28 protein-coding genes, 1 pseudogene and 1 riboswitch are annotated in these 21,967 nt (G+C 39.6%); of the genes and pseudogenes, 22 read left to right on the top strand and 7 right to left on the bottom strand.

The genetic code is table 11. From position 1 onward, the window contains the following. Window positions 1-58: 58 nt before the first annotated feature. The 8 genes from rpmG to BK584_RS03640 all read left to right on the top strand — a co-directional run bounded on the left by rpmG (window position 59) and on the right by BK584_RS03640 (window position 7,556). Window positions 59-208 (top strand): 50S ribosomal protein L33, encoded by a 150-nt coding sequence (gene rpmG / locus BK584_RS03675; RefSeq protein WP_054712094.1) that lies wholly within the window; start codon window positions 59-61, stop codon window positions 206-208. Between the two features lie 55 nt (window positions 209-263). Further along, window positions 264-824 carry a 5-formyltetrahydrofolate cyclo-ligase gene (locus tag BK584_RS03670; RefSeq protein WP_169871048.1) on the top strand — a complete coding sequence of 187 codons (561 nt, stop codon included), beginning with the start codon at window positions 264-266 and terminating at the stop codon, window positions 822-824. Continuing rightward, window positions 821-1,615, top strand: a complete 795-nt coding sequence (locus tag BK584_RS03665; protein WP_078391344.1) for a DUF92 domain-containing protein — start codon at window positions 821-823, stop codon at window positions 1,613-1,615. Before BK584_RS03670 ends, BK584_RS03665 begins: the two co-directional genes overlap by 4 nt. A 13-nt stretch (window positions 1,616-1,628) precedes the next feature. Then, window positions 1,629-2,639 carry a ThiF family adenylyltransferase gene (locus BK584_RS03660; RefSeq protein WP_078391343.1) on the top strand — a complete coding sequence of 337 codons (1,011 nt, stop codon included), beginning with the start codon at window positions 1,629-1,631 and terminating at the stop codon, window positions 2,637-2,639. Window positions 2,640-2,760: 121 nt separating this feature from the next. Beyond that, window positions 2,761-4,143, top strand: a complete 1,383-nt coding sequence (nhaC, locus tag BK584_RS03655; RefSeq protein WP_078391342.1) for a Na+/H+ antiporter NhaC — start codon at window positions 2,761-2,763, stop codon at window positions 4,141-4,143. Between the two features lie 19 nt (window positions 4,144-4,162). After that, a complete protein-coding gene (gene yqgO, locus BK584_RS03650; protein ID WP_078391341.1) occupies window positions 4,163-4,384 on the top strand; it encodes a protein YqgO in 222 nt (73 codons plus the stop codon). A gap of 83 nt (window positions 4,385-4,467) precedes the next feature. Then, window positions 4,468-6,021, top strand: coding sequence for a rhomboid family protein (locus BK584_RS03645; RefSeq protein WP_078391340.1), 1,554 nt, complete (start codon window positions 4,468-4,470; stop codon window positions 6,019-6,021). Between the two features lie 80 nt (window positions 6,022-6,101). Further along, the gene (locus BK584_RS03640; RefSeq protein ID WP_078391339.1) at window positions 6,102-7,556 is read left to right on the top strand and encodes a spore germination protein; all 1,455 of its coding nucleotides are present in this window, start codon (window positions 6,102-6,104) and stop codon (window positions 7,554-7,556) included. Window positions 7,557-7,569: 13 nt separating this feature from the next. Here BK584_RS03640 and BK584_RS03635 read toward each other — a convergent pair whose 3' ends face one another. Continuing rightward, the gene (locus tag BK584_RS03635; protein ID WP_169871046.1) at window positions 7,570-7,965 is read right to left on the bottom strand and encodes a YueI family protein; all 396 of its coding nucleotides are present in this window, start codon (window positions 7,963-7,965) and stop codon (window positions 7,570-7,572) included. Between the two features lie 103 nt (window positions 7,966-8,068). Here BK584_RS03635 and BK584_RS03630 point away from each other — a divergent pair, with 103 nt between their 5' ends. The 12 genes and pseudogenes from BK584_RS03630 to BK584_RS25025 all read left to right on the top strand — a co-directional run bounded on the left by BK584_RS03630 (window position 8,069) and on the right by BK584_RS25025 (window position 16,617). Next, the gene (locus BK584_RS03630; protein ID WP_078391337.1) at window positions 8,069-8,578 is read left to right on the top strand and encodes a hypothetical protein; all 510 of its coding nucleotides are present in this window, start codon (window positions 8,069-8,071) and stop codon (window positions 8,576-8,578) included. Between the two features lie 18 nt (window positions 8,579-8,596). Beyond that, a complete protein-coding gene (locus BK584_RS03625) occupies window positions 8,597-8,788 on the top strand; it encodes a YqgQ family protein (protein WP_078391336.1) in 192 nt (63 codons plus the stop codon). Window positions 8,789-8,804: 16 nt separating this feature from the next. After that, complete coding sequence (locus tag BK584_RS03620) at window positions 8,805-9,761, top strand: ROK family glucokinase (protein WP_078391335.1); 957 nt, start codon at window positions 8,805-8,807, stop codon at window positions 9,759-9,761. Between the two features lie 38 nt (window positions 9,762-9,799). Beyond that, window positions 9,800-11,215 carry an aspartate ammonia-lyase gene (aspA, locus tag BK584_RS03615; RefSeq protein WP_078391334.1) on the top strand — a complete coding sequence of 472 codons (1,416 nt, stop codon included), beginning with the start codon at window positions 9,800-9,802 and terminating at the stop codon, window positions 11,213-11,215. 51 nt (window positions 11,216-11,266) lie between these two features. Beyond that, window positions 11,267-11,378, top strand: a riboswitch (TPP riboswitch). A 62-nt stretch (window positions 11,379-11,440) separates the two neighbouring features. Further along, entirely contained in the window at window positions 11,441-12,070 is a 630-nt protein-coding gene (gene thiE / locus BK584_RS03610) for a thiamine phosphate synthase (RefSeq protein WP_078391333.1), read from the top strand. Beyond that, window positions 12,067-12,264 (top strand): sulfur carrier protein ThiS, encoded by a 198-nt coding sequence (thiS, locus tag BK584_RS03605; protein ID WP_078391332.1) that lies wholly within the window; start codon window positions 12,067-12,069, stop codon window positions 12,262-12,264. Before thiE ends, thiS begins: the two co-directional genes overlap by 4 nt. Before the next feature lie 3 nt (window positions 12,265-12,267). Beyond that, window positions 12,268-13,056 carry a thiazole synthase gene (locus BK584_RS03600; RefSeq protein ID WP_078391331.1) on the top strand — a complete coding sequence of 263 codons (789 nt, stop codon included), beginning with the start codon at window positions 12,268-12,270 and terminating at the stop codon, window positions 13,054-13,056. Between the two features lie 5 nt (window positions 13,057-13,061). Further along, entirely contained in the window at window positions 13,062-14,168 is a 1,107-nt protein-coding gene (thiO, locus tag BK584_RS03595) for a glycine oxidase ThiO (protein ID WP_078391330.1), read from the top strand. Window positions 14,169-14,182: 14 nt separating this feature from the next. Next, entirely contained in the window at window positions 14,183-14,992 is an 810-nt protein-coding gene (thiD, locus tag BK584_RS03590; RefSeq protein ID WP_078395389.1) for a bifunctional hydroxymethylpyrimidine kinase/phosphomethylpyrimidine kinase, read from the top strand. Between the two features lie 4 nt (window positions 14,993-14,996). After that, window positions 14,997-15,554, top strand: coding sequence for a hypothetical protein (locus tag BK584_RS03585; RefSeq protein WP_078391329.1), 558 nt, complete (start codon window positions 14,997-14,999; stop codon window positions 15,552-15,554). Window positions 15,555-15,558: 4 nt separating this feature from the next. Continuing rightward, window positions 15,559-16,209, top strand: a pseudogene (locus tag BK584_RS25030) (DUF1385 domain-containing protein); the annotation flags it as partial. Between the two features lie 84 nt (window positions 16,210-16,293). Continuing rightward, window positions 16,294-16,617 carry an MTH1187 family thiamine-binding protein gene (locus BK584_RS25025; protein WP_245808974.1) on the top strand — a complete coding sequence of 108 codons (324 nt, stop codon included), beginning with the start codon at window positions 16,294-16,296 and terminating at the stop codon, window positions 16,615-16,617. 4 nt (window positions 16,618-16,621) lie between these two features. Here the strand turns inward: BK584_RS25025 and BK584_RS03575 are convergent, their stop codons facing one another. Genes BK584_RS03575 through BK584_RS03565 form a run of 3 tightly spaced genes read right to left on the bottom strand, consistent with a single transcriptional unit; the run spans window position 16,622 to window position 18,336 of the window. Then, complete coding sequence (locus tag BK584_RS03575; protein WP_078391328.1) at window positions 16,622-17,065, bottom strand: GNAT family N-acetyltransferase; 444 nt, start codon at window positions 17,063-17,065, stop codon at window positions 16,622-16,624. A gap of 3 nt (window positions 17,066-17,068) precedes the next feature. Continuing rightward, complete coding sequence (locus BK584_RS03570) at window positions 17,069-17,587, bottom strand: 2'-5' RNA ligase family protein (protein ID WP_078391327.1); 519 nt, start codon at window positions 17,585-17,587, stop codon at window positions 17,069-17,071. Between the two features lie 20 nt (window positions 17,588-17,607). Next, window positions 17,608-18,336, bottom strand: coding sequence for an alpha/beta hydrolase (locus BK584_RS03565; protein WP_078391326.1), 729 nt, complete (start codon window positions 18,334-18,336; stop codon window positions 17,608-17,610). Window positions 18,337-18,490: 154 nt separating this feature from the next. On the opposite strand from BK584_RS03565, the gene BK584_RS03560 reads away from it, so the two are divergent. Together BK584_RS03560 and BK584_RS03555 are read left to right on the top strand one after the other, a co-directional pair. Continuing rightward, complete coding sequence (locus tag BK584_RS03560; RefSeq protein ID WP_078391325.1) at window positions 18,491-18,679, top strand: hypothetical protein; 189 nt, start codon at window positions 18,491-18,493, stop codon at window positions 18,677-18,679. A 137-nt stretch (window positions 18,680-18,816) separates the two neighbouring features. Further along, complete coding sequence (locus BK584_RS03555; protein WP_078391324.1) at window positions 18,817-19,038, top strand: helix-turn-helix domain-containing protein; 222 nt, start codon at window positions 18,817-18,819, stop codon at window positions 19,036-19,038. Window positions 19,039-19,414: 376 nt separating this feature from the next. On the opposite strand, the gene fumC is transcribed toward BK584_RS03555, so the two are convergent. The 3 genes from fumC to msrA all read right to left on the bottom strand — a co-directional run bounded on the left by fumC (window position 19,415) and on the right by msrA (window position 21,866). Next, on the bottom strand, window positions 19,415-20,803 hold the full coding sequence (gene fumC / locus BK584_RS03550) for a class II fumarate hydratase (protein WP_078391323.1): 1,389 nt from the start codon (window positions 20,801-20,803) through the stop codon (window positions 19,415-19,417). A 98-nt stretch (window positions 20,804-20,901) separates the two neighbouring features. Further along, window positions 20,902-21,333 carry a peptide-methionine (R)-S-oxide reductase MsrB gene (gene msrB, locus BK584_RS03545; RefSeq protein ID WP_078391322.1) on the bottom strand — a complete coding sequence of 144 codons (432 nt, stop codon included), beginning with the start codon at window positions 21,331-21,333 and terminating at the stop codon, window positions 20,902-20,904. Continuing rightward, complete coding sequence (gene msrA / locus BK584_RS03540) at window positions 21,330-21,866, bottom strand: peptide-methionine (S)-S-oxide reductase MsrA (RefSeq protein WP_078391321.1); 537 nt, start codon at window positions 21,864-21,866, stop codon at window positions 21,330-21,332. The genes msrB and msrA overlap by 4 nt, the downstream gene beginning before the upstream one ends. Window positions 21,867-21,967: the final 101 nt, after the last annotated feature.

The following is a 21,967-nucleotide window of genomic DNA, read 5'->3' as shown; positions in this document are numbered from 1 at the left end:
TGTTTGCTTTATTTGCTATCCTATTCAAGTATGCAAGACGAGTTTGGAGGGATAACAGATGCGTGTTCAAGTTACACTTGCTTGTACTGAAACTGGTGATCGTACGTACATCACTTCTAAAAACAAGCGCACAAATCCAGAGCGTATTGAACTGAAGAAATATAGCCCGCGCTTAAAGCGCCACACACTTCATCGTGAAACAAAGTAAGCAGTCGGTTCTCCGCTGCTTATTTTTTTGTAAATTTATGGCCCGAGGTGAGTTGATGGATGTTACTAAAAAAGAAATTCGAAAGCAAGTTAAGGATGAGCTACAACGCTTGTCCAAGGAAGTCTATCATGAACGTTCTCTAAAGTTAACAAACAAAATACAGACGTCACCGTTTTGGAAACGTTCTACAACGGTGGCCCTTACTGCCTCTCGCTTCCCTGAAGTGGATACTTACCCTTTGATTTATGCAGCTTTAGAGCAAGAAAAACAAGTTGCTCTTCCACGCACAAATATAAACGACCGTACAATGCAGTTTTTTTCAATTAAATCAATGAAAGATTTAGAGATGCAATCGTTTGGGTTGATGGAACCAATACCAGAAAGATGTCAAGTTGTTAATCATTCTGTTTTTGACCTTATTCTTGTTCCAGGTGTCGCGTTTACAAAAGACGGTAAACGACTTGGACTTGGTGGAGGTTTTTACGATCGGTTTTTACCTGGACAAAGGGCACCGCTTATGTCGGTTTGCTTTCATGAGCAACTTAAAATAGATTTACCGATAGAGGCACACGATGTAAAGGTCGATCTTGTAATTTCAGATGGTGAGCAGTTATGAATGTGATCATTTCTGCGATCTTAATTGGTGTTGTTTGTTTTTTCTTATACATAAAAAGAAAGTTAACAAAATCTGGTGCAGTCGCAGCTTATCTTGTTGGGGTTGCAACGGTTGTCGGAGTTGGAGCAGCAGGTTTATTATTATATGCTGTGTTTTTTGGAAGCTCCATTATGATGGGGAGGTTGCGTCGTTCAACAGTTGATGCAGACGTGGTTGATAAAAGCGGTGCGCGAGATGCGAATCAAGTACTAGCGAATGGAGGAGTCGCTGCACTGTGCTCATTGTTTGTGTTTTTCTTTCCGAATTACGCGCTTCTCGGTATCGTTGGGTTTGTAGGTAGTATAGCGGCTGCGACAGCGGATACGTGGGCTTCAGAGTTGGGTAAGTTAAGCAAAGAAAAACCAGTCCATATCATTACACGTGAGAGTGTTCCACAAGGAGTTTCTGGAGCTGTTTCTGGTTTGGGGACTGCTGCGGCTATTGCAGGTAGCTTTGTTATATCGGTAACAGCTATTCTTATTTGGTGGAGTTTAACAAGTTTAAGCCATGTGTGGCTCTTGTTTTTTACGATAATTGGTTTCATAGCGAATTTAGTTGATACACTTATGGGGGCATTATATCAAACTTTATACAAATGCCCAGAATGTGGAGCAATAACGGAAAAACGCTATCATTGCACAGAAACAATCCAAACGAAAGGCATTTCATTTGTCACAAATGACCTAGTTAATTTAACATGTACGGGAGCAGGTGCTGTATTAAGTATCGCTGTAGTGATTATGATTATGTAAGGGGAGAAACAACTTGGCACATACAGGGCGTTATTCACGGCAACAGTTGTTTTCTGGTATTGGTGAAGCAGGGCAGGAGCGGTTATTAAGGAGTCGTGTTTTAATTGTTGGTGTTGGTGCACTTGGCACCGTTTCGGCAAACCATTTGGCGCGGTCAGGGGTAGGATCTATTCGACTAGTCGATCGTGATTATGTGGAACTTAGCAACCTCCAAAGACAAACGTTGTTTACCGAGGCAGATGTAGAAGAAGTTTTACCTAAAGCGATTGCAGCTAAACAAGCGCTTGAGAAAATAAATTCCACAATTGAAATAGAAGCATTTGTAGAAGATGTAACAGAAAAAAACATAAAAACGTTCATGCAAGATGTTGATGTTGTTTTAGATGGAACCGACAATTTTCAAACAAGGTTTCTATTAAATGATGCAAGTTATAAGTACGGTGTTCCTTTTAGTTATGGTGGAGCAGTGAGTGCAAGAGGAATGAGCGCATTTTTAGAACCTGGTAAAACTCCATGTCTTCGTTGCTTTATTCAAAGCGGCGCTTCCCCGGGGGAAACATGTGATACTGTGGGAGTTATTTCTCCAGTCGTTGATATTGTTGCTTCCTTGCAGGCAGTAGAAACGATAAAGTATCTAGTTGAAAGCGGCAAAAATCGGCGTTCTCTCACTTCTTTTGATGTTTGGACTAACTATAGTCATTCACTAGCGTTTCAAGAGCCAAAAGTAGATTGTCCAACTTGTCAGTTGCAACACTATCCAGCCCTTGAAGCACAAAGCGAAGCTGAAACAACTTTATGTGGTAGAAACACCATCCAAATAACTCGACAACAACCAATTGATTTAACGCAATGGGCCACGAAATTAGAGCGCAGTGCTCAAATAAAATCCACACCTTTTTTATTGAGAGCTACGCTAACCGAAGGAGAAACCTTAGTTTTGTTTCCTGATGGTCGTGTTTTGGTGCAAGGAACGGAAGATCTTGTTCGGGCAAAATCACTTTATAGTAAGTATATTGGTAATTAAAGGAGGGACCAGACGGTCTCTTTTTTTCTTGACGAAATGGAAAAACAACGATAAGCTAACGTAATCAAGAAAACTATTTCACGTCGACGCGTTAAAGTGAAACGAAAAGGATTCGATTTTAATGAAAAAAATACACTCACTTATGGCTATACTTTATTTTATTGTTTTTATTCTAATTATGGTAGGCGGGATGTTCATCATTCAAGCTCCGCCACATATGTTAATTCTAATTGCGTTAACGGTAACAATTATTTGGGGCCGTTTTTTGGGTATTACTTATAGTGACTTAGAAACCGCAGCAATAAATGGCGTTCGTGCGGGCGTTCAACCAATATTAATTTTAATGTTAGTGGGTGTTGTTATTGCCGTATGGATGATGAGTGGGACTGTGCCTACGCTATTGTTTTATGGTGTTCAGCTTCTATCACCAGAATGGTTTGCAATTAGTGCACTAACTGTTTGTATCGTTGTATCAACCTTTACTGGTAGCTCCTTTACTACAATAGGAACAGTGGGGGTTGCTCTTATGGGAATTGGTATAGCTCTTGACGTACCAGCCCCATTAGTTGCTGGCGCGATTGTATCTGGAGCCTGCTTTGGGGATAAAATGTCGCCACTCTCTGACACAACAAATTTTGCTCCGGCAGTTGCAGGGGTGAATTTGTTTACTCATATCAGGCATTTGATGTGGACAACAATACCTGCCCTTACTTTAACCTATCTGTTATTTCTATTTATTGGGAGAGGAGAAGCTAGTGGTCATTCAGATATTCCTGCTGTATTGAGTGCGCTTGATTCAAGCTTTGTCATAAGCTGGCTTGCCTTAACTCCTCCTGTCATTGTCGTTATACTGGTTAAGCTACGTTTTCCAGTTCTTCCTGTTTTAGTAGCAGGTATTGTAGCTGGTATTCTCGTTAGTTTTTTTGTGCAAGGACAGCAATCACTTAGTACCATTTTTAATGCTTTACAGTCTGGTTTAGATGTATCAACTGGAAGTGAAATGGTTGATGAAATTATTCAAACTGGAGGATTAGAATCAATGATGTTTGCTGTTTCACTGATTATTTTCGCTCTAGCTTTGGGTGGTGTTGTGCAAAAAATAGGCGTGATTGAAGCTCTTTTTGTCAATGCTGAACGAATTTTACTTAAAAGAGGTCATTTAATAGCGTCTACTGCAGCAGCTTCAATTGGAGTAAATGTAACAACTGGTGAGCAGTACTTATCCATTTTGTTGCCGGGACAATTTTTTAAGCAGCATTATAAAAAAGCAGGCGAGCCAATGAAAAATTTATCTCGGACGCTTGAAGATGCTGGGACTTTAGTAAATCCGTTAATTCCGTGGGGAGTAAGCGGCGCATTCTATGCGGAGAGTTTAGGTGTTTCAGTAGTGGAATATGCGCCGTATGCTTTTTTTCTCTTTCTATCGCCCATTCTAACGATTATATTTGGTTATGCTGGAATTGGTGTGGCTTCTTTGGATAAAAAGAAGCGAAACTCGGTATAGTAAGAGTGGAGGTGGTCATATGCGCCAAACTATTGCCATTTTATCAATGGCACTACTAGCTGGATGTATGTATAAATATCGATACAAGGTTGTTAATCTCATTCTAAGGCACCCATTGCTTCGGAGAATGGCAATCGTATCGGTGCTCCGTTTGCCATTTATCCGCAAACGAATAATGGGTACGCTCTTTTCATTTCCTGACGCATCACAAACGAATGACATAAATAAACACAAGCTCTGACAGTTGTCAGGGCTTCTAAGTGTTTTGCGTTTCATTTATCACTAATCTTGCTATAATAAGTTGACAGAGAGGAGAGAAGGTTATTGAATTCTTCTGTGCACCGGTACTTTTTTTGGAAAATGGTTGAACATTATGCGATTACAAAACAATATCGAGTCCTTTCGCTACAGTCAACCCAAGCATGGTTTGAAGATGATGAAGCAAAGCCGAGGCGAGTTATAAGACTCGTACTATCGGAGGTAGATTGGGCAAACCGCTTAAAACGTGATATCACTCATGCTAAGCAGCAATTTGACGCGATTTATAAACAATTAGGCGTTTGGGAGATGCGAGGAGACAATATTTATGTAATGAGTTACCCCCCAGTTGACTCATGGGAAGGAGCAATGGAACCTTTTCAAGTAAGAAAAAAAGGAACTGTTACGAATATCGCTCTACATACGGACGCATCTACATACAATCAGGTTGCAAATGATCGTCTTTCGAGTGACGGCATTCCACCTTTCATTGCTCTAAGTGACGAAGTTCAAATGGAACAAGAAATTGAATCAATTCGTACAAAAGTCCAGCAAGTGAGTGCTGGTAGGCAAAAACAGGATAAAAATACGTTGTTTTTTGGAAAGCCTAGAATGATTTATGCCCTTCTTATAGCCATTGTGGGGATGTTTTTATTGCTTGAGTTAAATGGAGGTAGTACAAATATCCAAGTATTAATCGATTATGGGGCAAAATATAATCCTCTCATGATAGAAGGAGAGTGGTGGCGGCTTTTCACGTCAATGTTCTTACACATTGGAATGCTCCATTTGTTCTTCAATGGCATGGCGCTTTATTTTCTTGGTACTGCGGTTGAACAATTATTTGGTTCAATTCGTTTTTTAGTCATTTATTTTTTGGCGGGAATTTTCGGGTCAATTGTTAGCTTTGCTTTTAATGACTCGGTGTCTGCAGGGGCATCAGGTGCATTATTTGGATGTTTTGGCGCATTGCTCTACTTTGGTCTTAAACAGCCAAATCTATTTTATAGAACGCTTGGACGGAATATTTTTTTCCTATTACTTTTTAACTTAGTACTTGGTTTTATTGTTCCTGGAATTGATAATGGAGCTCATATAGGTGGGCTCATTGGTGGTTTTCTAACGGCTGTTCTTGTGCGTATGCCGAAGGAAAAAAAGAAAACGAAGGGAATATGGGCGTTGCTATCTTTAATAGGACTAGCAATAGCGTCAGTTGGTTTCCTTTTCTTTGGGCAGCAGCAAGGCTCATCGTCAGGGGATTTGGCTGTAATTGAGGCTAATCGTTTATTTGAAAACAATCAAATAGAAGAAGCTAGACCGATTATTGAGGGTGGGTTAGAAGAAAATGCAGAACAGCCGGAGTTGCTTTTTTTACAAGCCTATCTTGATATTCAAGACGGTCATTTAGTAGAGGCGCAAGATCGGCTTGAGACCGCAACATCTGTAAGACCACAATTCTTTGAAGCGTGGCATAATTTAGCTCTTATTTACGCTGAGACTAAAGCCTATGATCAAGCGCTTGAGGCAATTAATAAGGCGATTGAGCAAGCGGAGGATCAAAATATTCCAGACTTAGAAACGTATTATGATGTGAGGGTTCAAATAGAAGAACAACAATAGCCGGTGCGGTTGCGCTGGCTTTTGTTGTTACATATATTTTTACTTCTTGTGCATTCTATGATAGACAAGGGGTGATGGCGATGGCCAATGGCGATGAGCATCATATCTCATCTTTTAAGAGCGCCTTTAATTACTTAAATAAAGAGCTAGCAGTTGATGAAAACTTTGATATTATCTGTTTAGAAATGAAGCATGCCAACCGAAAAATGGCGCTTTTTTTAGTAGATGGATTCGGCAAAGATGTGGCTTTAACTCAAATACAACGAGAGTTATCACATACAACAGAAGAAGAATTAAATCACGAGTACGACGCTTTAATGCAAAGCAGGATTCCCTATGCTGAAGTGGAGAGCGAAAAAGATTTAAATAAAGTTGTTGATCAAGTTTTATCCGGTCCTGCAGCTTTACTTGTAGAAGGACTCGATTACTGTATCTTAATTGATACAAGAGAGTATCCAGTTAGAGGTCCTGAAGAACCAGATACAGAAAAGGTTGTTCGTGGAGCAAGGGATGGTTTAGTTGAAACATTAGTGATGAGTGCAGCATTGATTCGTAGGCGTGTAAGAGATAGAACGCTGCGTGTAGAATTCATGCAAGCAGGTCGTAGGTCAAAAACAGATATGGCTCTCGTTTATATAGCTGATATTGCAGACCCTGATTATGTTGAACAAATGAGAGATTCATTAAAAGCAATTGATACCGATGGTTTGCCGATGGCTGATAAGACCATTGAAGAATTTGTCTTCAAGGAAAGCAACAACCCTTATCCTCTTGTACGCTACACAGAACGCCCAGATGTCTGTGCAACTCATTTGTTTGAAGGTCATGTCCTACTATTAGTTGACGGTTCGCCAAGTGCAATGATCACACCAATTACGTTTTGGAATTTACTTCAACACGCAGAAGAATATAGACAAAAACCAATTATCGGAGCGATGTTGCGACTAGTTCGTTTTTCAGCGGTATTTGTTTCGTTATTTTTATTGCCTTTATGGTATTTATTGGCAACGCAAATTGATTTATTACCAGATGCTTTTTCGTTTGTAGGTACCCAAGAAGAAGGAAGTATTCCTTTGTTTGTGCAATTCATTATTGCAGAGGCGGGAATAGAAATGTTGCGAATGGCGTCTATTCATACGCCGAGTGCTGTCGCAGAAGCGCTTGGGCTGGTAGCTGCTCTCTTAATAGGTGATATCGCGATAGAAGTGGGAATGTTTTCTCCAGAAGTGATTTTATATTTAGCGATTGCAGCTGTAGGGACTTTTGCAACACCAAGTTACGAATTGTCACTTGCCAATCGATTTATGCGAATCGTTTTTCTTATCGCAACTGCGGCGTTTGGTGTTGTCGGATTTGTTGTTTCAACGACCGTATGGCTTATTTTACTTGTTCGTTTAAAGGGATTACAAGTTCCATATATGTGGCCATTTATCCCGTTTAATTTAAAAGCTCTTCGAGATGTGTTTTTACGTATCTCTATGCCACTAAAAAATCGCAGACCTGCTATTATTCATCCACAAGATCCGGATAGGTAGCAGGTCTGCCTTTTTAATATGCGCTTATGTCTCGATCATGCATCTCATCTTTTATAAAAGGATCGGCAACGTTAACAGCTTGGTCCTTATTAGCAAGGACCAGTCCGAATGGTGTTTCTCCAGTTGGGGAAACAATCGTATATGTGATCTGATTAACATTGGCAAGGCGAATGTAATCGGCGTATGCTTGGTAACCCAACTCTGCGTTTACATAAAGATGCAGGTTTTGTTTCGTTTTCATAACTTGTTCGACCTCTTGATAAATACCTTTGGAACTAACTTGCTTTCTTGTTAGTGCAATATGCAGTCGTTCAAGGATAGTTGTTAAAAAAAGACGGCGCTCTCCCGGTTTTGTCTCTAACGCACCGTAAATTGCTCGATCAATGACTTCATTTACATCTCTAGCCATGGTGTTCACTCCTTTTCCTTTTTCTATCATGTCAAACGTGTCCTTAATTTTCAAATGAAAACATAGGCTAAACTAGTACAATTTTAAGACAGGAGATGATGGTATGGGCTTTTTGTTTATCATAGTCTTATTTGTCCTTTCACTAGGTGTTACGATTGGTGGTATTGCTGCAGCGATGAAATTGGTACCGCCGATTCTCATGCTAGTGACTATGGGCTGTTGTTTTTTATTCTTCTCATATGCGGGAATGTTTATAGCTTTGATCGGACCTAGCTGGCTTGGATTTCGTTTTTTAGATATTATCATCGCAATTTGTTCTTTTCTATTTATTATTGCGACTGTTCGATCGTACCACCCGGCATTTGGCTATCAGCTTTTTATAAAACCATACGGAATCATACTCGCCTCCCTCTTTTTTTTCATGGGCGTTCAGTGGGGGATGCTGGGATTTGGCACTTTCTTTACACTAAGTATGGCTATTTTATTTGTAGGGGCAGTATTTTTTGGGATATTGCTGTATAATTCTATCTTGCTATGGGTGAAAAACATATATGTCGCTGCTTTTCTCCCGCTCGTTTCATTTCTTTTTATTGCAGTGATTAAACTGTTATAATAAGCTTGAGGTGAACGGATGAAAACGCTTTTTGACATTCAACAATTGCTGAAACGGTATGGCGCTTTCATATATACGAGAAATCGAGCAACGGATCTTCAACTCATGCAAGGAGAAATAAAGGAATTGCATCAGTATGGAATGATCGATCGTGAAGAGTACTTGCAAGCGTTACTCATTATTAGGCAAGAACTTGAGAAGTTGAGTTAATGGGGGAGAAGGGATTATGAAACAAGAATTTTATGCGGGAATTGATATTGGTGGAACTTCTGTTAAATTAGCCTTTTTAACAGAAGGAGGGGATTTAATTAGTAAATGGGAAATCCCCACGGATGCAAGTGAAAACGGAGTTCGTATCGTTTCAGATATCGCGACTAGCCTATCAGAAAAGCTACCTGGAAATAGTGTTTTATTAGGAGCTGGTGTGGGGGCACCAGGTTTTATTGAAATGGAAACAGGTTTTATATACCATGCTGTAAACATTGGGTGGCGAGATTACCCGCTGAAAGATGAACTAGAAAAAGCATTAGGCGTCGTTGTCCGTATTGATAATGATGCGAATTTAGCTGCACTCGGAGAAAAATGGAAAGGTGCAGGGGACGGGACAGAAGAAGAATTGTTTGTTACGCTAGGAACAGGAGTTGGGGGTGGCATCATTACGCGTGGTCAAATCCTCCATGGTGAAAATGGCATGGGTGGTGAGATTGGTCATATTACATCCATTCGTGAAGGTGGGGCATTGTGTAACTGTGGAAAAACGGGTTGTTTGGAAACAGTATCTTCAGCAACTGGAATGGTTAGATTAGCGCAAGAAGCAATGAAAAAAGAATCTTCGAGCTTGCTTCATCAAGTAGGAGCACAAGCATTAACAACAAAAGATATTTTTGAAGCTGCGAAGCAAGGAGATGCAACCGCTACTAATGTTGTAGCAGAGGCAACAGAACATTTAGGTTTTGCAGTAGCGAACTTAGCGAATGCGTTAAACCCGGCAAAGATAGTTATTGGTGGTGGTGTTTCAAAGGCTGGCGACCAATTGCTTGAGCCGCTGCGACGTGTTTTCAATCAATATGCATTGCCCAGAGTTGCAGAAAGTGCAGAAATTAAACTAGCATCACTTGGCAATGATGCAGGCATATATGGTGCGGTTTGGTTAGCAATTAAAGCTCGTGAACAAAGTAAATAACTGAGGGAATTGAAAGAGACTAAAGGAGTCAACAGAAGATGACGGAGTACCGCGTTGAAAGAGATTTATTAGGAGAAAAACAAGTACCAAAGGATGCGTATTATGGCATTCAATCATTACGAGCAAAAGATAATTTTCCAATTACAGGTTATCCGCCACACCCAGAATTAATTCGGGCTTTCGGGTATGTAAAAAAAGCGGCGGCACTTGCCAATAAAGATGTTGGTGTACTGCGTCCACATATTGCAGATGCAATTGTAGAAGCAAGTAATGAAGTGATCGCTGGTCAGTTAAATGAACATTTTATCGTGGATTCGATTCAGGGCGGTGCAGGAACTTCATTTAATATGAATACCAATGAAGTAATCGCAAATCGAGCAATTGAACTGCTAGGCGGAGAAAAAGGCGACTATTTAAAAGTAAGCCCAAATACGCACGTAAACATGGCGCAATCAACAAATGATGCGTTTCCGACTGCAATCCACATTGCAGCAGTTCATATGACTCAGGGCTTAACGGACGAATTACGTGAATTAATAAAAGAAATGGCAAGCAAAGCAGAAGAGTTTGACAATGTGCTGAAAATGGGTCGTACCCATTTACAAGATGCTGTGCCCATTCGTTTAGGACAAGAATTTGGTTCTTATCGAAAAGTGCTCGTACGTGATTTAAAGCGCATAAGTCGTTCTGCTGATCATCTACATGAAGTAAACATGGGGGCTACTGCTGTTGGTACTGGGTTAAATGCCAAACCTGAGTATATCGAGAAAGTAGCCATTCATTTAGCTGATATTACAGAACTGCCTTTCAAAACAGCAGAGGATTTAGTTGATGCCACGCAAAATACGGATGCGTATACAGAACTTTCAAGTTCATTAAAGATTTTAGCAATCAATTTAAGCAAAATCGCAAATGATTTGCGTTTGATGAGTTCAGGTCCACGCACTGGTTTAAATGAAATTAACTTGCCTCCCCGTCAGCCAGGCTCGTCTATTATGCCGGGTAAGGTTAACCCGGTAATGTGTGAAGTTATTAATCAATTATCATTCCAAGTTATTGGAAACGATCATACGATTAGTATGGCTTCAGAAGCAGGTCAATTGGAGTTAAATGTGATGGAACCAGTACTTGTATTTAACTTGTTACAATCATTGACAATCTTAAAAAATGGGATGCGTGTTTTTAAAGAGTACGCGATTTCTGGAATTACGGCGAATGTGGAACATTGCCGTGAGATGGTTGAAAAAAGTGTTGGTATTGTTACTGCGATCAATCCCCATGTTGGATATGAAGTAGCTACACGAATTGCCAAAGAAGCAATTGAGACTGGTAGAGCTGTTCGCGAAATTTGCCTAGAGCGTGGTATATTATCAGAGGAAGAATTAAATGAGATCCTTGATCCAAAAGAAATGACTAAACCTGGTATTGCGGGTTCAAGGTTTTTGCCATTATAAAAATGAAGCAAACTGGTTTAAATCAAGTATAAAGATATGTCATAATGATTGTTAAATGACTAGGGGTGCCTGGAGAAGTCGGGCTGAGAATAAGAACTCGTTTCTTATACCCTTTTGACCTGATCTGGGTGATGCCAGCGGAGGGAAGTCGGACCTTATGTTTGTGCATGCAGGCCGCAGCCCCTTTGCTGCGGTCTTTTTTATTGTATAGAGGAGGAATAGAAGATGAGAGATTTTCATTTGTATGTGATTACCGGAGAAGAATTTCACCCTGAACGAAACTTGATTGATGTGATGGAAGAAGCCATCCAAGGAGGCGCAGATATCATCCAACTTCGTGACAAAACAAGTAGTAAAAAGGATTTACTTGAAAAGGCAAGAAACCTAAAGGAATTATGTGCAAAGTATGATGTTCCCTTTATTGTGAATGATCACATTGATATAGCTTTAGTCGTAGACGCAGATGGTGTTCACATCGGACAAGATGATATGCCGTTAGCAGAAGTGAGGAAGCTTATTGGACCGAAAAAAATGATTGGGGTTTCTTCCCATAAACTAGAAGAAGCATTAGAGGCAGAGAAGAATGGTGCAGATTATATTGGGGTTGGGCCGATTTTTCCGACTAAAAGTAAAGTTGATGTTGTAGACCCTGTAACAACTTCTTATATCCAGGAAGTAAAAGATCATGTCTCCATTCCTTTTGTCGCAATAGGTGGCATTAAGTTGCATAATGTAAAAGAAGTGGTTGAAGCAGGTGCAGATAGAGTTTGTGTGATTACGGAAATTGTTGCCGCAAAAGATGTGAAAGCTGCAAGTGCCGCAATGAAAGAAGCATTGGAAGAGGCTAAACAATGAAAATAATTGTAAATGGAGGACAACTAAATTCTAAAAGTTTGTCACTGTATGAATTAGTTGTTGAATATGAGCTGTCTAGCCAACTTGTGGTTGCAGAAGTTGATGGTGAGATTATCGATCGTTCTCATTGGAAAGAAACAATGCTCCAAGAAGGAATGCAGATTGAATTAGTTCATTTTGTAGGAGGTGGTTAAGAAATGAAGCAAAAACAATTGGTGATCGGTGGAAAAACGTTGTCTTCTCGCTTTTTTCTTGGCACAGGCAGGTATCCAAACCCCTATGTTCAGAACGAAGCAATTAAAGCTTCAGGAGCAGAGGTATTAACATTCGCGATTCGCAGAGTAAATTTAGAAGCACCTGGGGAAGACTCGATTTTGCAACACCTTGAGGGGAGAACTCTTCAATACTTGCCAAACACATCAGGAGCAAGTAATGCTGAAGAAGCGGTACGAATTGCCCGTTTAGCTAGAGCTGCAGGATTAAGTGAGTGGATAAAAGTAGAGATTAGTGCATCTGAAAAAACACTTCTACCCGACCCCATTGAAACACTTAAAGCTACCGAAATACTTGTCAAAGAAGGATTTGTTGTACTCCCTTATACATCGGATGATCCAATTCTTTGCAAACGACTAGAAGAAGCCGGAGCTGCAGCTGTTATGCCAGGTGCTTCGCCAATTGGGACAGGTCTTGGGATTTTAAATCCATATAATATTGGGTTGATCGCGGAAGAAGCGAACGTTCCAATTATTGTTGATGCAGGTCTTGGTTCAGCTAGTGATGTTGCGCTTGCGATGGAGCTTGGCGTTGATGGAATTTTAATGAATACGCCAGTAGCCAAAGCGAAAGACCCAGTTAAAATGGCAAAGGCGATGAAGTATGCAATTGATGCCGGAAGAATGTCATTTGAAGCTGGACGTATACCAAAAAAGAAGTATGCAACGGCGAGCAGCCAGTATGAATCATTGATTTCATCGTTTAAGGGGTAGAGTGCATGGAAGAGACTGTTGTTCTTGGCGGAGGTGTCATTGGATTATCCATTGCACTTAAGTTGGCATTAGATGGCGCTTCCGTAACCTTATTAGAAAAAAATGCATGTGGTGGCCAGGCTTCTGGTGCGGCAGCTGGGATGCTTGCCCCATATTCCGAGATTACCGAAGATCCAGATGATTTTTTTCGACTTTGTTTGGCTAGTTTACGTGAGTTTAAATCGTGGCAGGCAATTGTAAAAAAGGAATCTGGTTACGAGTTCGAATATACTGAGTCAGGTAGTTTACACTGCGTTTACCATGAAGCAGATTTATTATCTTTAGAGACAAGAAAAAGTTGGCAAGAATCATTTGGTGCACAAGCAAACGTGCTTGGGAAAGAGGAATTAAACGAACTAGAACCGGAGTTGTCTCAAGAAATTATTGGGGCGATTCATTATCCAGAGGAAGCACATGTGTATGCGCCCGACTACGTAAAGGCGCTTGAGGTGGCGTGCCGTCAGTGTGGAGTTAAGATTTTTGAGCATCTTGTAGATGTAAAGCTTGAAAAAGCAACAAAACCAGCTTTATTATCGGCTTCTAATGGTATGTCATTTGAAGCCGATAAGCTAGTTATTGCAACCGGAGCCTGGGCACTGGAACAGGCCGATGTATTAAATGTATCCTTGCCAATTGTTCCAATTCGTGGGCAAATCTGTGCGTATACACTTGAACAGAAGCGGATCCACCATATCTTATATACAAGCCAAGGTTATTTAGTACCAAAAGCAAATGGGACAATTGTAAACGGTGCTTCCGAAGATATTGTTGGCTTTCAAACAGATGTAACTGAGAAAGGCATAAAGCGATTAACGAATTGGAATGGTAAGATTTTACCATTTTTAAAAAACGAAAAACCGTTTCATACTTGGGCAGGACTAAGACCAGCAACGCAGGACGGATATCCTTTTATAGGAGCATTAACGCAGTATCCGAATATTTACATGGCTTGTGGTCATTACCGAAATGGTATTTTATTAAGTGCGATAACAGCTAAATTGGTGGTGGAATTGTTGAGTGAAAAAGAGCCTTCAGTTCCTCTTAGCTCATTTCACCCTGAACGATTTACATAAGGAGGTTAAAAGTGGTGTCAATCCCAGTTGTGTTATCGATAGCTGGCTCCGATTCTGGAGGAGGGGCTGGTATTCAAGCAGATATTAAAACATGCCAAGAACTAGGCGTATATGCTGCTACGTCCATCACAGCCATTACTGCTCAAAATACATTAGGGGTCCAAGAAATTTCCACAATTGAACCGGAGCTTGTTTATGCACAAGCAGATGCCGTTTTAAAGGACATTGGTGCGCAATCTTTAAAAACGGGAATGCTTGTCAGTAAGCATCATATTGAAATGGTGTCTCGATTAATTGACAAATATGCTGTTAAGAACGTTGTCGTAGACCCGGTTATTGCCTCCACTAGTGGAACGGCTTTGCTAGATGATGAAGGTATTAAAGCATTAAATGAAAAGCTACTACCGAAAACAACTGTATTTACACCTAATTTACCGGAAGCTGCATTCATCTTAAACAGAAAAGAGCCAGAAACAATTGCAGAAATGAAAGAAGCCGCGGTACAATTATATAAGTTGGGTCCTAAATATATTGTACTTAAAGGTGGCCATTTAAAAGGAGATGCAACAGATCTTATTTATGATGGGCAACAATTTGAAGTTCTAGTGAGTAAACGAATAGAGAAAGAGCATACTCACGGTACTGGTTGCACATTCGCTTCAGCCATTGCGGCAGAGTTAGCCAAAGGTGACGATGTGATGCAAGCAATTAAAACAGCGAAAGTGTTTATTACAGAAGCCATTCAATGTGGTTTTTCTTTAGGAGCAGGAAAAGGTCCAACGAATCATGCTGCCTATAAGTTGAAAAAGGCAAGTGAGGAGTGACACGTTGAAAAAACATTGGGTCGTATTGTTGCTACCAGCTATTTTAATGGTTGTGATTGTATTGAGCGGTTTTTATTATTTACAGCAAGATGAAGAAATGACAAATGAAGAGTTAAAAGAAGAAATTGAGATTACCGCAAAGAGAATTGAAGATGGCATGGTTGAGATTGAATGGGAATGGCCTAAAATGCCTGTGGAAGGTATTTATGGGACAGACTACATTGGTATTGCCTTTGATGAAGCAGAGGCCAATGAAGTTGGAATCGTTACATTGTTAGTGGAACCAGAACGTTCAATGGACGGGGAGCGTGTAGATAATGGATTCATTTACTCTTTCCCAACAACTATGGAAGAGCATCAAAGTGTAGGAACAAAAGGGAAGATTATTCAGGATATTCCTGATGATGCAAGTGAAGTGACTGTCTCTCTTCTACATACATGGACAAGTCACTCAGAGCTAACACGTGAAGATGCCTTTTTTAGCGATCCAACATTTGGGACTGCGGAAAATGTTCAGTATTGGGTTCAAAGCAAAGAGTTGAGTGATTTGCTTGAGAATTAGTGGAATGTCTTTTCAATCAGGCGTTTTTTATACGGCAGAAGGATATATTTCTTGTGCATACCATGATTTGGACGGGCGGTTACAATCATGGGTAAAGCCAATGAATGGACGTACATACTTAGAAGCAATTCGACTTGTTGTTACAACATCACCTTTATGGTTTATGTCTATTATAATTGGGGTTATCTTACTCATTCTTGTCCCCAAAATGTGGGCGTTTAGTTGGGATGGGTTACCGTATTATTGTTTTCTGTATTTGCTGTTTGGCACCCATTTTATTTTTCCGAAATCGCTTAAAAAATACCATGGTGCAGAGCATAAAGTCTTTAGTACGAGAGGAAGAATCAATCGCTTTCGTTTACCTGCAATAAAACGGGCAACGATTAAAAATCGAGGTTGTTCAACAGGTCTTGTGACTGTCTATTTTCTTAGTTTGGTTTGCTTATGGATTGTTTTATACATTTGGTTACCCGCTCATACTTCACTTATGATCAGTTCGTATTTTTCATTATTTGTTGTTTTGTTCTATCATCTTTTTCACAGAAAGAACTGGATGAAGTGGCCAGAGCGAATTGTGTTATATATTTCTTATTGGCTTCAAGAGCATGTTACAACAATAGAGCCAAGTCAAAAACATATGCTTTGTGCTGTTGAATCATATGAGAAGTTAGGTTTTCAAGTGTTTTCAGACCAACTCATATTTAAAAGACTTAGTGCAAAACAAAAGGAGGTTAAAAAAATGCCTATCGCAGATGTAACAATTATTCCCATTGGAACTAGTACTCCGAGTGTAAGTTCATATGTAGCAAAAATCCAATTGGTTCTAGATGAGTATAAACTGGAAGGAAAACTAACTTTTGAATTGACGCCAATGAGTACGTTAATAGAAGCTGAACTACCAGTATTATTTGAGGTTATTCAAAAAATTCATGAACTTCCTTTTGAAAATGGAGTTAATCGAGTTGCAACAAATATACGTATTGATGATAGAAGAGATAAACAATCAACGCTTGATTCGAAAAGGCGTTCTGTTAAAGATCAATTAAATAAGGAAAAAAGCTAACGGTTTAACCGTTAGCTTTTTTGATAGGCTTTTCCATAGCAAAATGAGGAATTCCGGCATCAAAAAAACGTTCAGAAACAATTGAATAACCGAGATTTAAGTAAAAGGGTAAAGCATGTTCTTGCGAATGAAGGGAGAGTTTGCTAGCTCCTAAGTCACTGGCTTTACTTTCCATCTGTTGGATGAGTCTTTTTCCTACCCCTTTATTTCTTGCCGACTTAAGAATGCAGACACGCTCAATCTTTGCTTTTGTATCTAACAAACGAATACGACCTGTTCCAACTGCTTCACCATCAAGATATAAAACAATGTGGGTTGCTAACTGATCATACTCATCTTGCTCAAGAGCTGCTTCTACACCTTGTTCATGTACAAATACGTTTGTACGAATGTGTAAGCAATGTTTATATCGATCATCAGACGTTCCATTAATGGTTATGAACTCCATTTCTTACTTATTCCCCTCCAATAAAAACGACTTAAACACGGACCATGTTCCATTATCATGCTGCTGAAGTAATTGGATGTTATTTATCGTTTCCTTATGTGAAACATCAATCATTTTTAATTGTCCAACAATATCTGCATGCTCTGCTTGCGGCAATTTTTGAGCGATTGTAATATGCGGAATAAAGACAGAGTGAGCACGCTTGCTAGGGAACGGTGGCTCATATAAGGCTTGATTTATTTCACTTAACTGTTTGTTTTCACGTATTTTATAAAAAATAGTTGTTGATTGAGGATAGAAGGTATCTACCTTATAAACGTCAATCGAGATGGGTGCGTAATCTCTTGCAATTTGAGAAAGAGCATCCACAATAACGGGAACGTCTTCTGTTGGGAGTGAAAAGCGCTCTTTAACTGTTAGGTGAGGCGGAATATTGGCGTAATGTGCATCGTAACGACGGCGATATCCATTCGCTATATCTTGAAAAGCGGTTGATGGAAATAATACAATTCCAAAGTTCATGTAAAACCCTCCCTTGTCTATTAAAGCGGCAATACAAAAGTAAGTGCTTCAGGAACTGCTTTTTGCCAATGGGTCCAAGTGTGATCACCACTAAATTCTTTATACGTATATCTGAATTCCCGTTTTTCCAATACATGGTTTAATTTACGATTAGGTGTTAAAAAATCAGCCATTTCTCCATTTGTAAGCTTCACATTTGACTCATCTTTCCCGATGATATGGTATAGAGTTAAAGAATCACTTTTATTAAAGTTGGAGGCTTCTTGTAGCACGGTGTCATTGACTAATGGTGAAAACATTATAACATTAGCAAATAAACTTGGATACTCAAGTGCGGTTAGAAAGGAAATGGTTGCTGCTAGCGAATCACCTGCAAGTATTCGAGCTTCAGCTAATGGTTCTGTTGCAAAGTTTTCATCTAAAAAAGGGAGCAGTTCACAAGCGAGAAACCGTCTGTATTCTGTGGACTTTTCTCCGTCTGGATGATACCACTTTCTACGCGTGGAAACGGAAGGGTAGGGCACCCCAACAATAATTGTTTCTTCCATTTCCATCTCTTCTATTAATGAATCTGCTTGACGAGGTATGCGCCCAAGTCTAAAGAAATCTTGCCCGTCTTGGCAAATAAGCAAGCGATACGATTTAAGCGGTGTATAATTTGGTGGTTTATAGACAGATAACGAGATTGTCTCATTTAAATATGTACTTTTTATTGTAAGCTCTTCTAAGCTTCCTTCAATCCCAGCCATGTTGACTACTTCCTTTCTGTGACTAATGCCTTTTATTTAGTTTAACATATTTAATATAATGCCTGATAGATTCATCTATTTATTCTGTTCCTATGATAAAATAGATGATTATGGATAGCCTAATTAGAAATTGTATAGAACTGGAGGAAGGGACATGAAGCGGCATAAGCCTCATTGGGTCTATTATAAAGAAGTCTTTCGTTCAAAGTTCCAAGCGGGTTGTTTAAAAGCAAAACTAGAAGATAACTGGGAACAAGGTTATGAAATTGGGCCACTTGTAGAAGTGAGACGATTAAAGACTAATAAATATGTTGTCCGTTATACGTATGATGAAGTAATGTAGAAATGGTTTTATACGTAAATCGCTTATCTTTAAAGGAATGGCATAAACAAATAATGTTTAATCACATACTAGCAAGTGAATAGAAATGATAAAGGTTTATTTGAATAATCGGTAAGTGTCTAAGGGGGCAAATAGGAATGGGTGAAAGCAACATTCGGTTAATGCGCATTCAAAAAGGACTAAGTTTAGAAGAAGTCGCTCAGCAGGTTGGAATCTCTGCTGGCTACTTATCGCAAATAGAATCGGGAAAACGACAAGTAAGTGCAGAAGTGTCTTATCAATTAGCAAAATTGTTTCATGTAAAGCTGGAATCTTTATTTGAAGCGACACGGTTTAAAGCAATTCGAAACGAAGGTTAACCATATAACGTGTTGAAGGGATAGACATTCATTTCTGCCTCCTTGGGATCCTTTTCAATAGTAATTATCACAAAAAGGTATGGTTTTCCAGTTCTATTGAGCTTAGAAAACACCTCTGAGATTCATTCAGAGGTGTTTTACTATTGGTTGGAGGGTAGCTGCTTCTTCCAACTTTACTTACAGGCTATTCTTTTGTTTTCTTTTGATGACAAGCGGTATCTTCGATTCAGCCTTTATAGTGCTGGTAATAAGGAGCAAGGCTTTTTTTAACTGAATAAAACATTTATTTATCCAAAAAAAAGCTTGTCGACAGTTTCGTTTTACGAGACTTTGTCGACAAGCAAATTGAATAGGCAGGCCTATTATTTAGTGTTTCTTATTTTGGCGAAATCATTTCTTTTGGAACAACGTATTCGTTAAACTGTTCTTCTGTTAACAATCCACTTTTAATGGCTGCTTCTTTTAGCGTTGTGTTTTCGGCATGAGCTTTTTTAGCAATCTTTGCTGCATTTTCATAACCGATATATGGATTTAGCGCAGTGACAAGCATTAACGACTCGTTTAATAACTGTGTCATTTTTTCTTCGTCGGCTTCAAGGCCAACTAAACATTTGTCGTGGAAATTGTTTAATCCATCTGCCAAGAGCCGCATTGATTGAATGACGTTATAAATAATAACTGGTTTAAAAACGTTTAGTTGGAAATGACCTTGGCTTGCTGCAAAACCAATCGTTGCATCATTACCAAGAACTTGAGCAGCTACCATTGTGAGTGCTTCACTTTGTGTAGGATTTACTTTTCCTGGCATAATCGAGCTGCCAGGTTCATTAGCTGGGATAATGACTTCACCGATGCCACAGCGTGGTCCACTGGCGAGTAGCCTAATATCATTAGCAATTTTAAATGCATCAGCAGCTAGACCTTTTAATGCACCGTGGAAATGAACTAGTTCATCATGACTTGTTAAGCCATGAAAATGGTTCTCTGATGCTTTAAAAGATACATTTGTTTGTTGACTTAATTGGGATGACACTTCCTCACTGAATCCGATTGGCGCATTAAGACCTGTTCCTACTGCAGTGCCACCTATCGTCAATGCACGTACATGTTCGAGAGATTCAGTAACCATTTTTTCACAAGTAGCAAGCATATGCTTCCAGCCACTTATTTCTTGACCGAATGTAAGAGGGGTTGCATCTTGTAGATGAGTCCGTCCAATTTTTACGGTGTTTGCAAATTCTTTTTCCTTTGTGGCTAATGTTTCTTTGAACTGGCGAATGGCTGGAAGAACTTGCTCTTCTGCAAATACGACAGTTGCTACGTGCATAGCTGTTGGAAAGGTATCATTAGAGCTCTGGGAGTGGTTCACGTCATCGTTAGGGTGAACACGCACATCTTCAAGTCCTTTTTCAGTTAAATAATCATTTGCTAGATAAGCAAGTACTTCATTCATATTCATATTTGATTGCGTGCCGCTACCAGTTTGCCAAACGACAAGGGGGAAATGATCTTCAAGTCCGCCGGCAATGACTTTATCAGCTGCATATGTAATGGCCTCAACTTTACGCGAATCAAGCCCTTTTAAGGCACCGTTCACAATTGCCGCAGCTTTCTTCAGTTCTGCAAAAGCACGAACAACTTCAAACGGAATTTTTTCCGTGCCAATCTTGAAATTTTCAAGGCTACGCTGCGTTTGCGCTCCCCAAAAACGATCTGCTGGTACTTGAATTTCGCCAATCGTATCTCGCTCTGTACGCGTTTCCATTTTTCATCATCCTTTTATCAAAAAATTCATGACACACTTCTATCATAACAGAAAAGTCGACAGAACTTAACGAAAAAAGGATCGGCAATCTGCCAACCCTACTTAAATAATTTTTTGTAAGTCGAATAACCTTCTTTATCCAAATCTTCTTTCGGGACAAAACGAAGTGCTGCAGAGTTAATGCAGTACCTCAATCCATTTGGACCAGGACCATCTGGGAATACATGTCCTAAGTGAGAATCTGCTTCTTTGCTTCGAACCTCTGTTCTTACCATGAAGTGGCTTCTATCTTCTTTTTCAAGCACTTCAGCTTCTTCAATTGGACGAGTAAAACTTGGCCAGCCACAGCCTGCATCATATTTGTCGGTAGATGAAAAAAGAGGTTTACCTGAGATGAGGTCTACGTAAATACCATCTTCTTCAGTCTCGTAAAATTCATTCTTAAATGGTGGTTCTGTGCCATTTTCTTGTGTTACGTGATATTGCATAGCTGTTAATTTCTTTTTTAGTTCTTCTTTTTTTTCGTTCATTTATCATGACCTCCCCAATGTCTATCTATGAAATCAGCTCGACCAGAGCCGCGTCGGTACATCTTATAATGAAATTCGTTTTTCTTATAGTAATCTTGATGGTATGTTTCCGCTGGATAAAATACCTTTGCAGGTAAAATCAATGTGGCAATTGGTTTTGTAAACTTGTTGCTATCTTGCAAAGTTTGTTTCGATTTTTCAGCGGCTGCTTTTTGCTGTTCGTCATGGTAAAATATGGCGGTTCTGTAGGAGTCTCCACGATCGTGGAATTGACCACCAGGATCAGTTGGATCAATTTGTTGCCAAAAAATATCCAATAACTTGCTGTATGGAAAAACGTCTGGATCAAACGTAATTTCAACAGCTTCAAAGTGACCGGTTGTCTCACTGCAGACCTCTTTATAAGTTGGGTTTTCTGTATGCCCGCCAGTGTAGCCGGATACAACCGATTCAATTCCATCATAAGAATCGAAAGGTTTTACCATGCACCAGAAACAACCCCCTGCAAATGTTGCTTTTTGTAGCTGTCCCATTATCTACTCTCCTCATATAAAAAGGTGTTAATAAAGTATAACATACCCCATTTTTGGAAGCCTAAAATGTGCTTATGTGTCTTTTCATGTTTTGGTGATTA

This window comes from Shouchella patagoniensis (assembly GCF_002019705.1).
GTDB classification, from domain to species: Bacteria; Bacillota; Bacilli; order Bacillales; family Bacillaceae_D; genus Shouchella; species Shouchella patagoniensis.
Note: the sequence above shows the minus strand (reverse complement) of the source record. Positions and strands in the feature narration are given on the sequence as shown.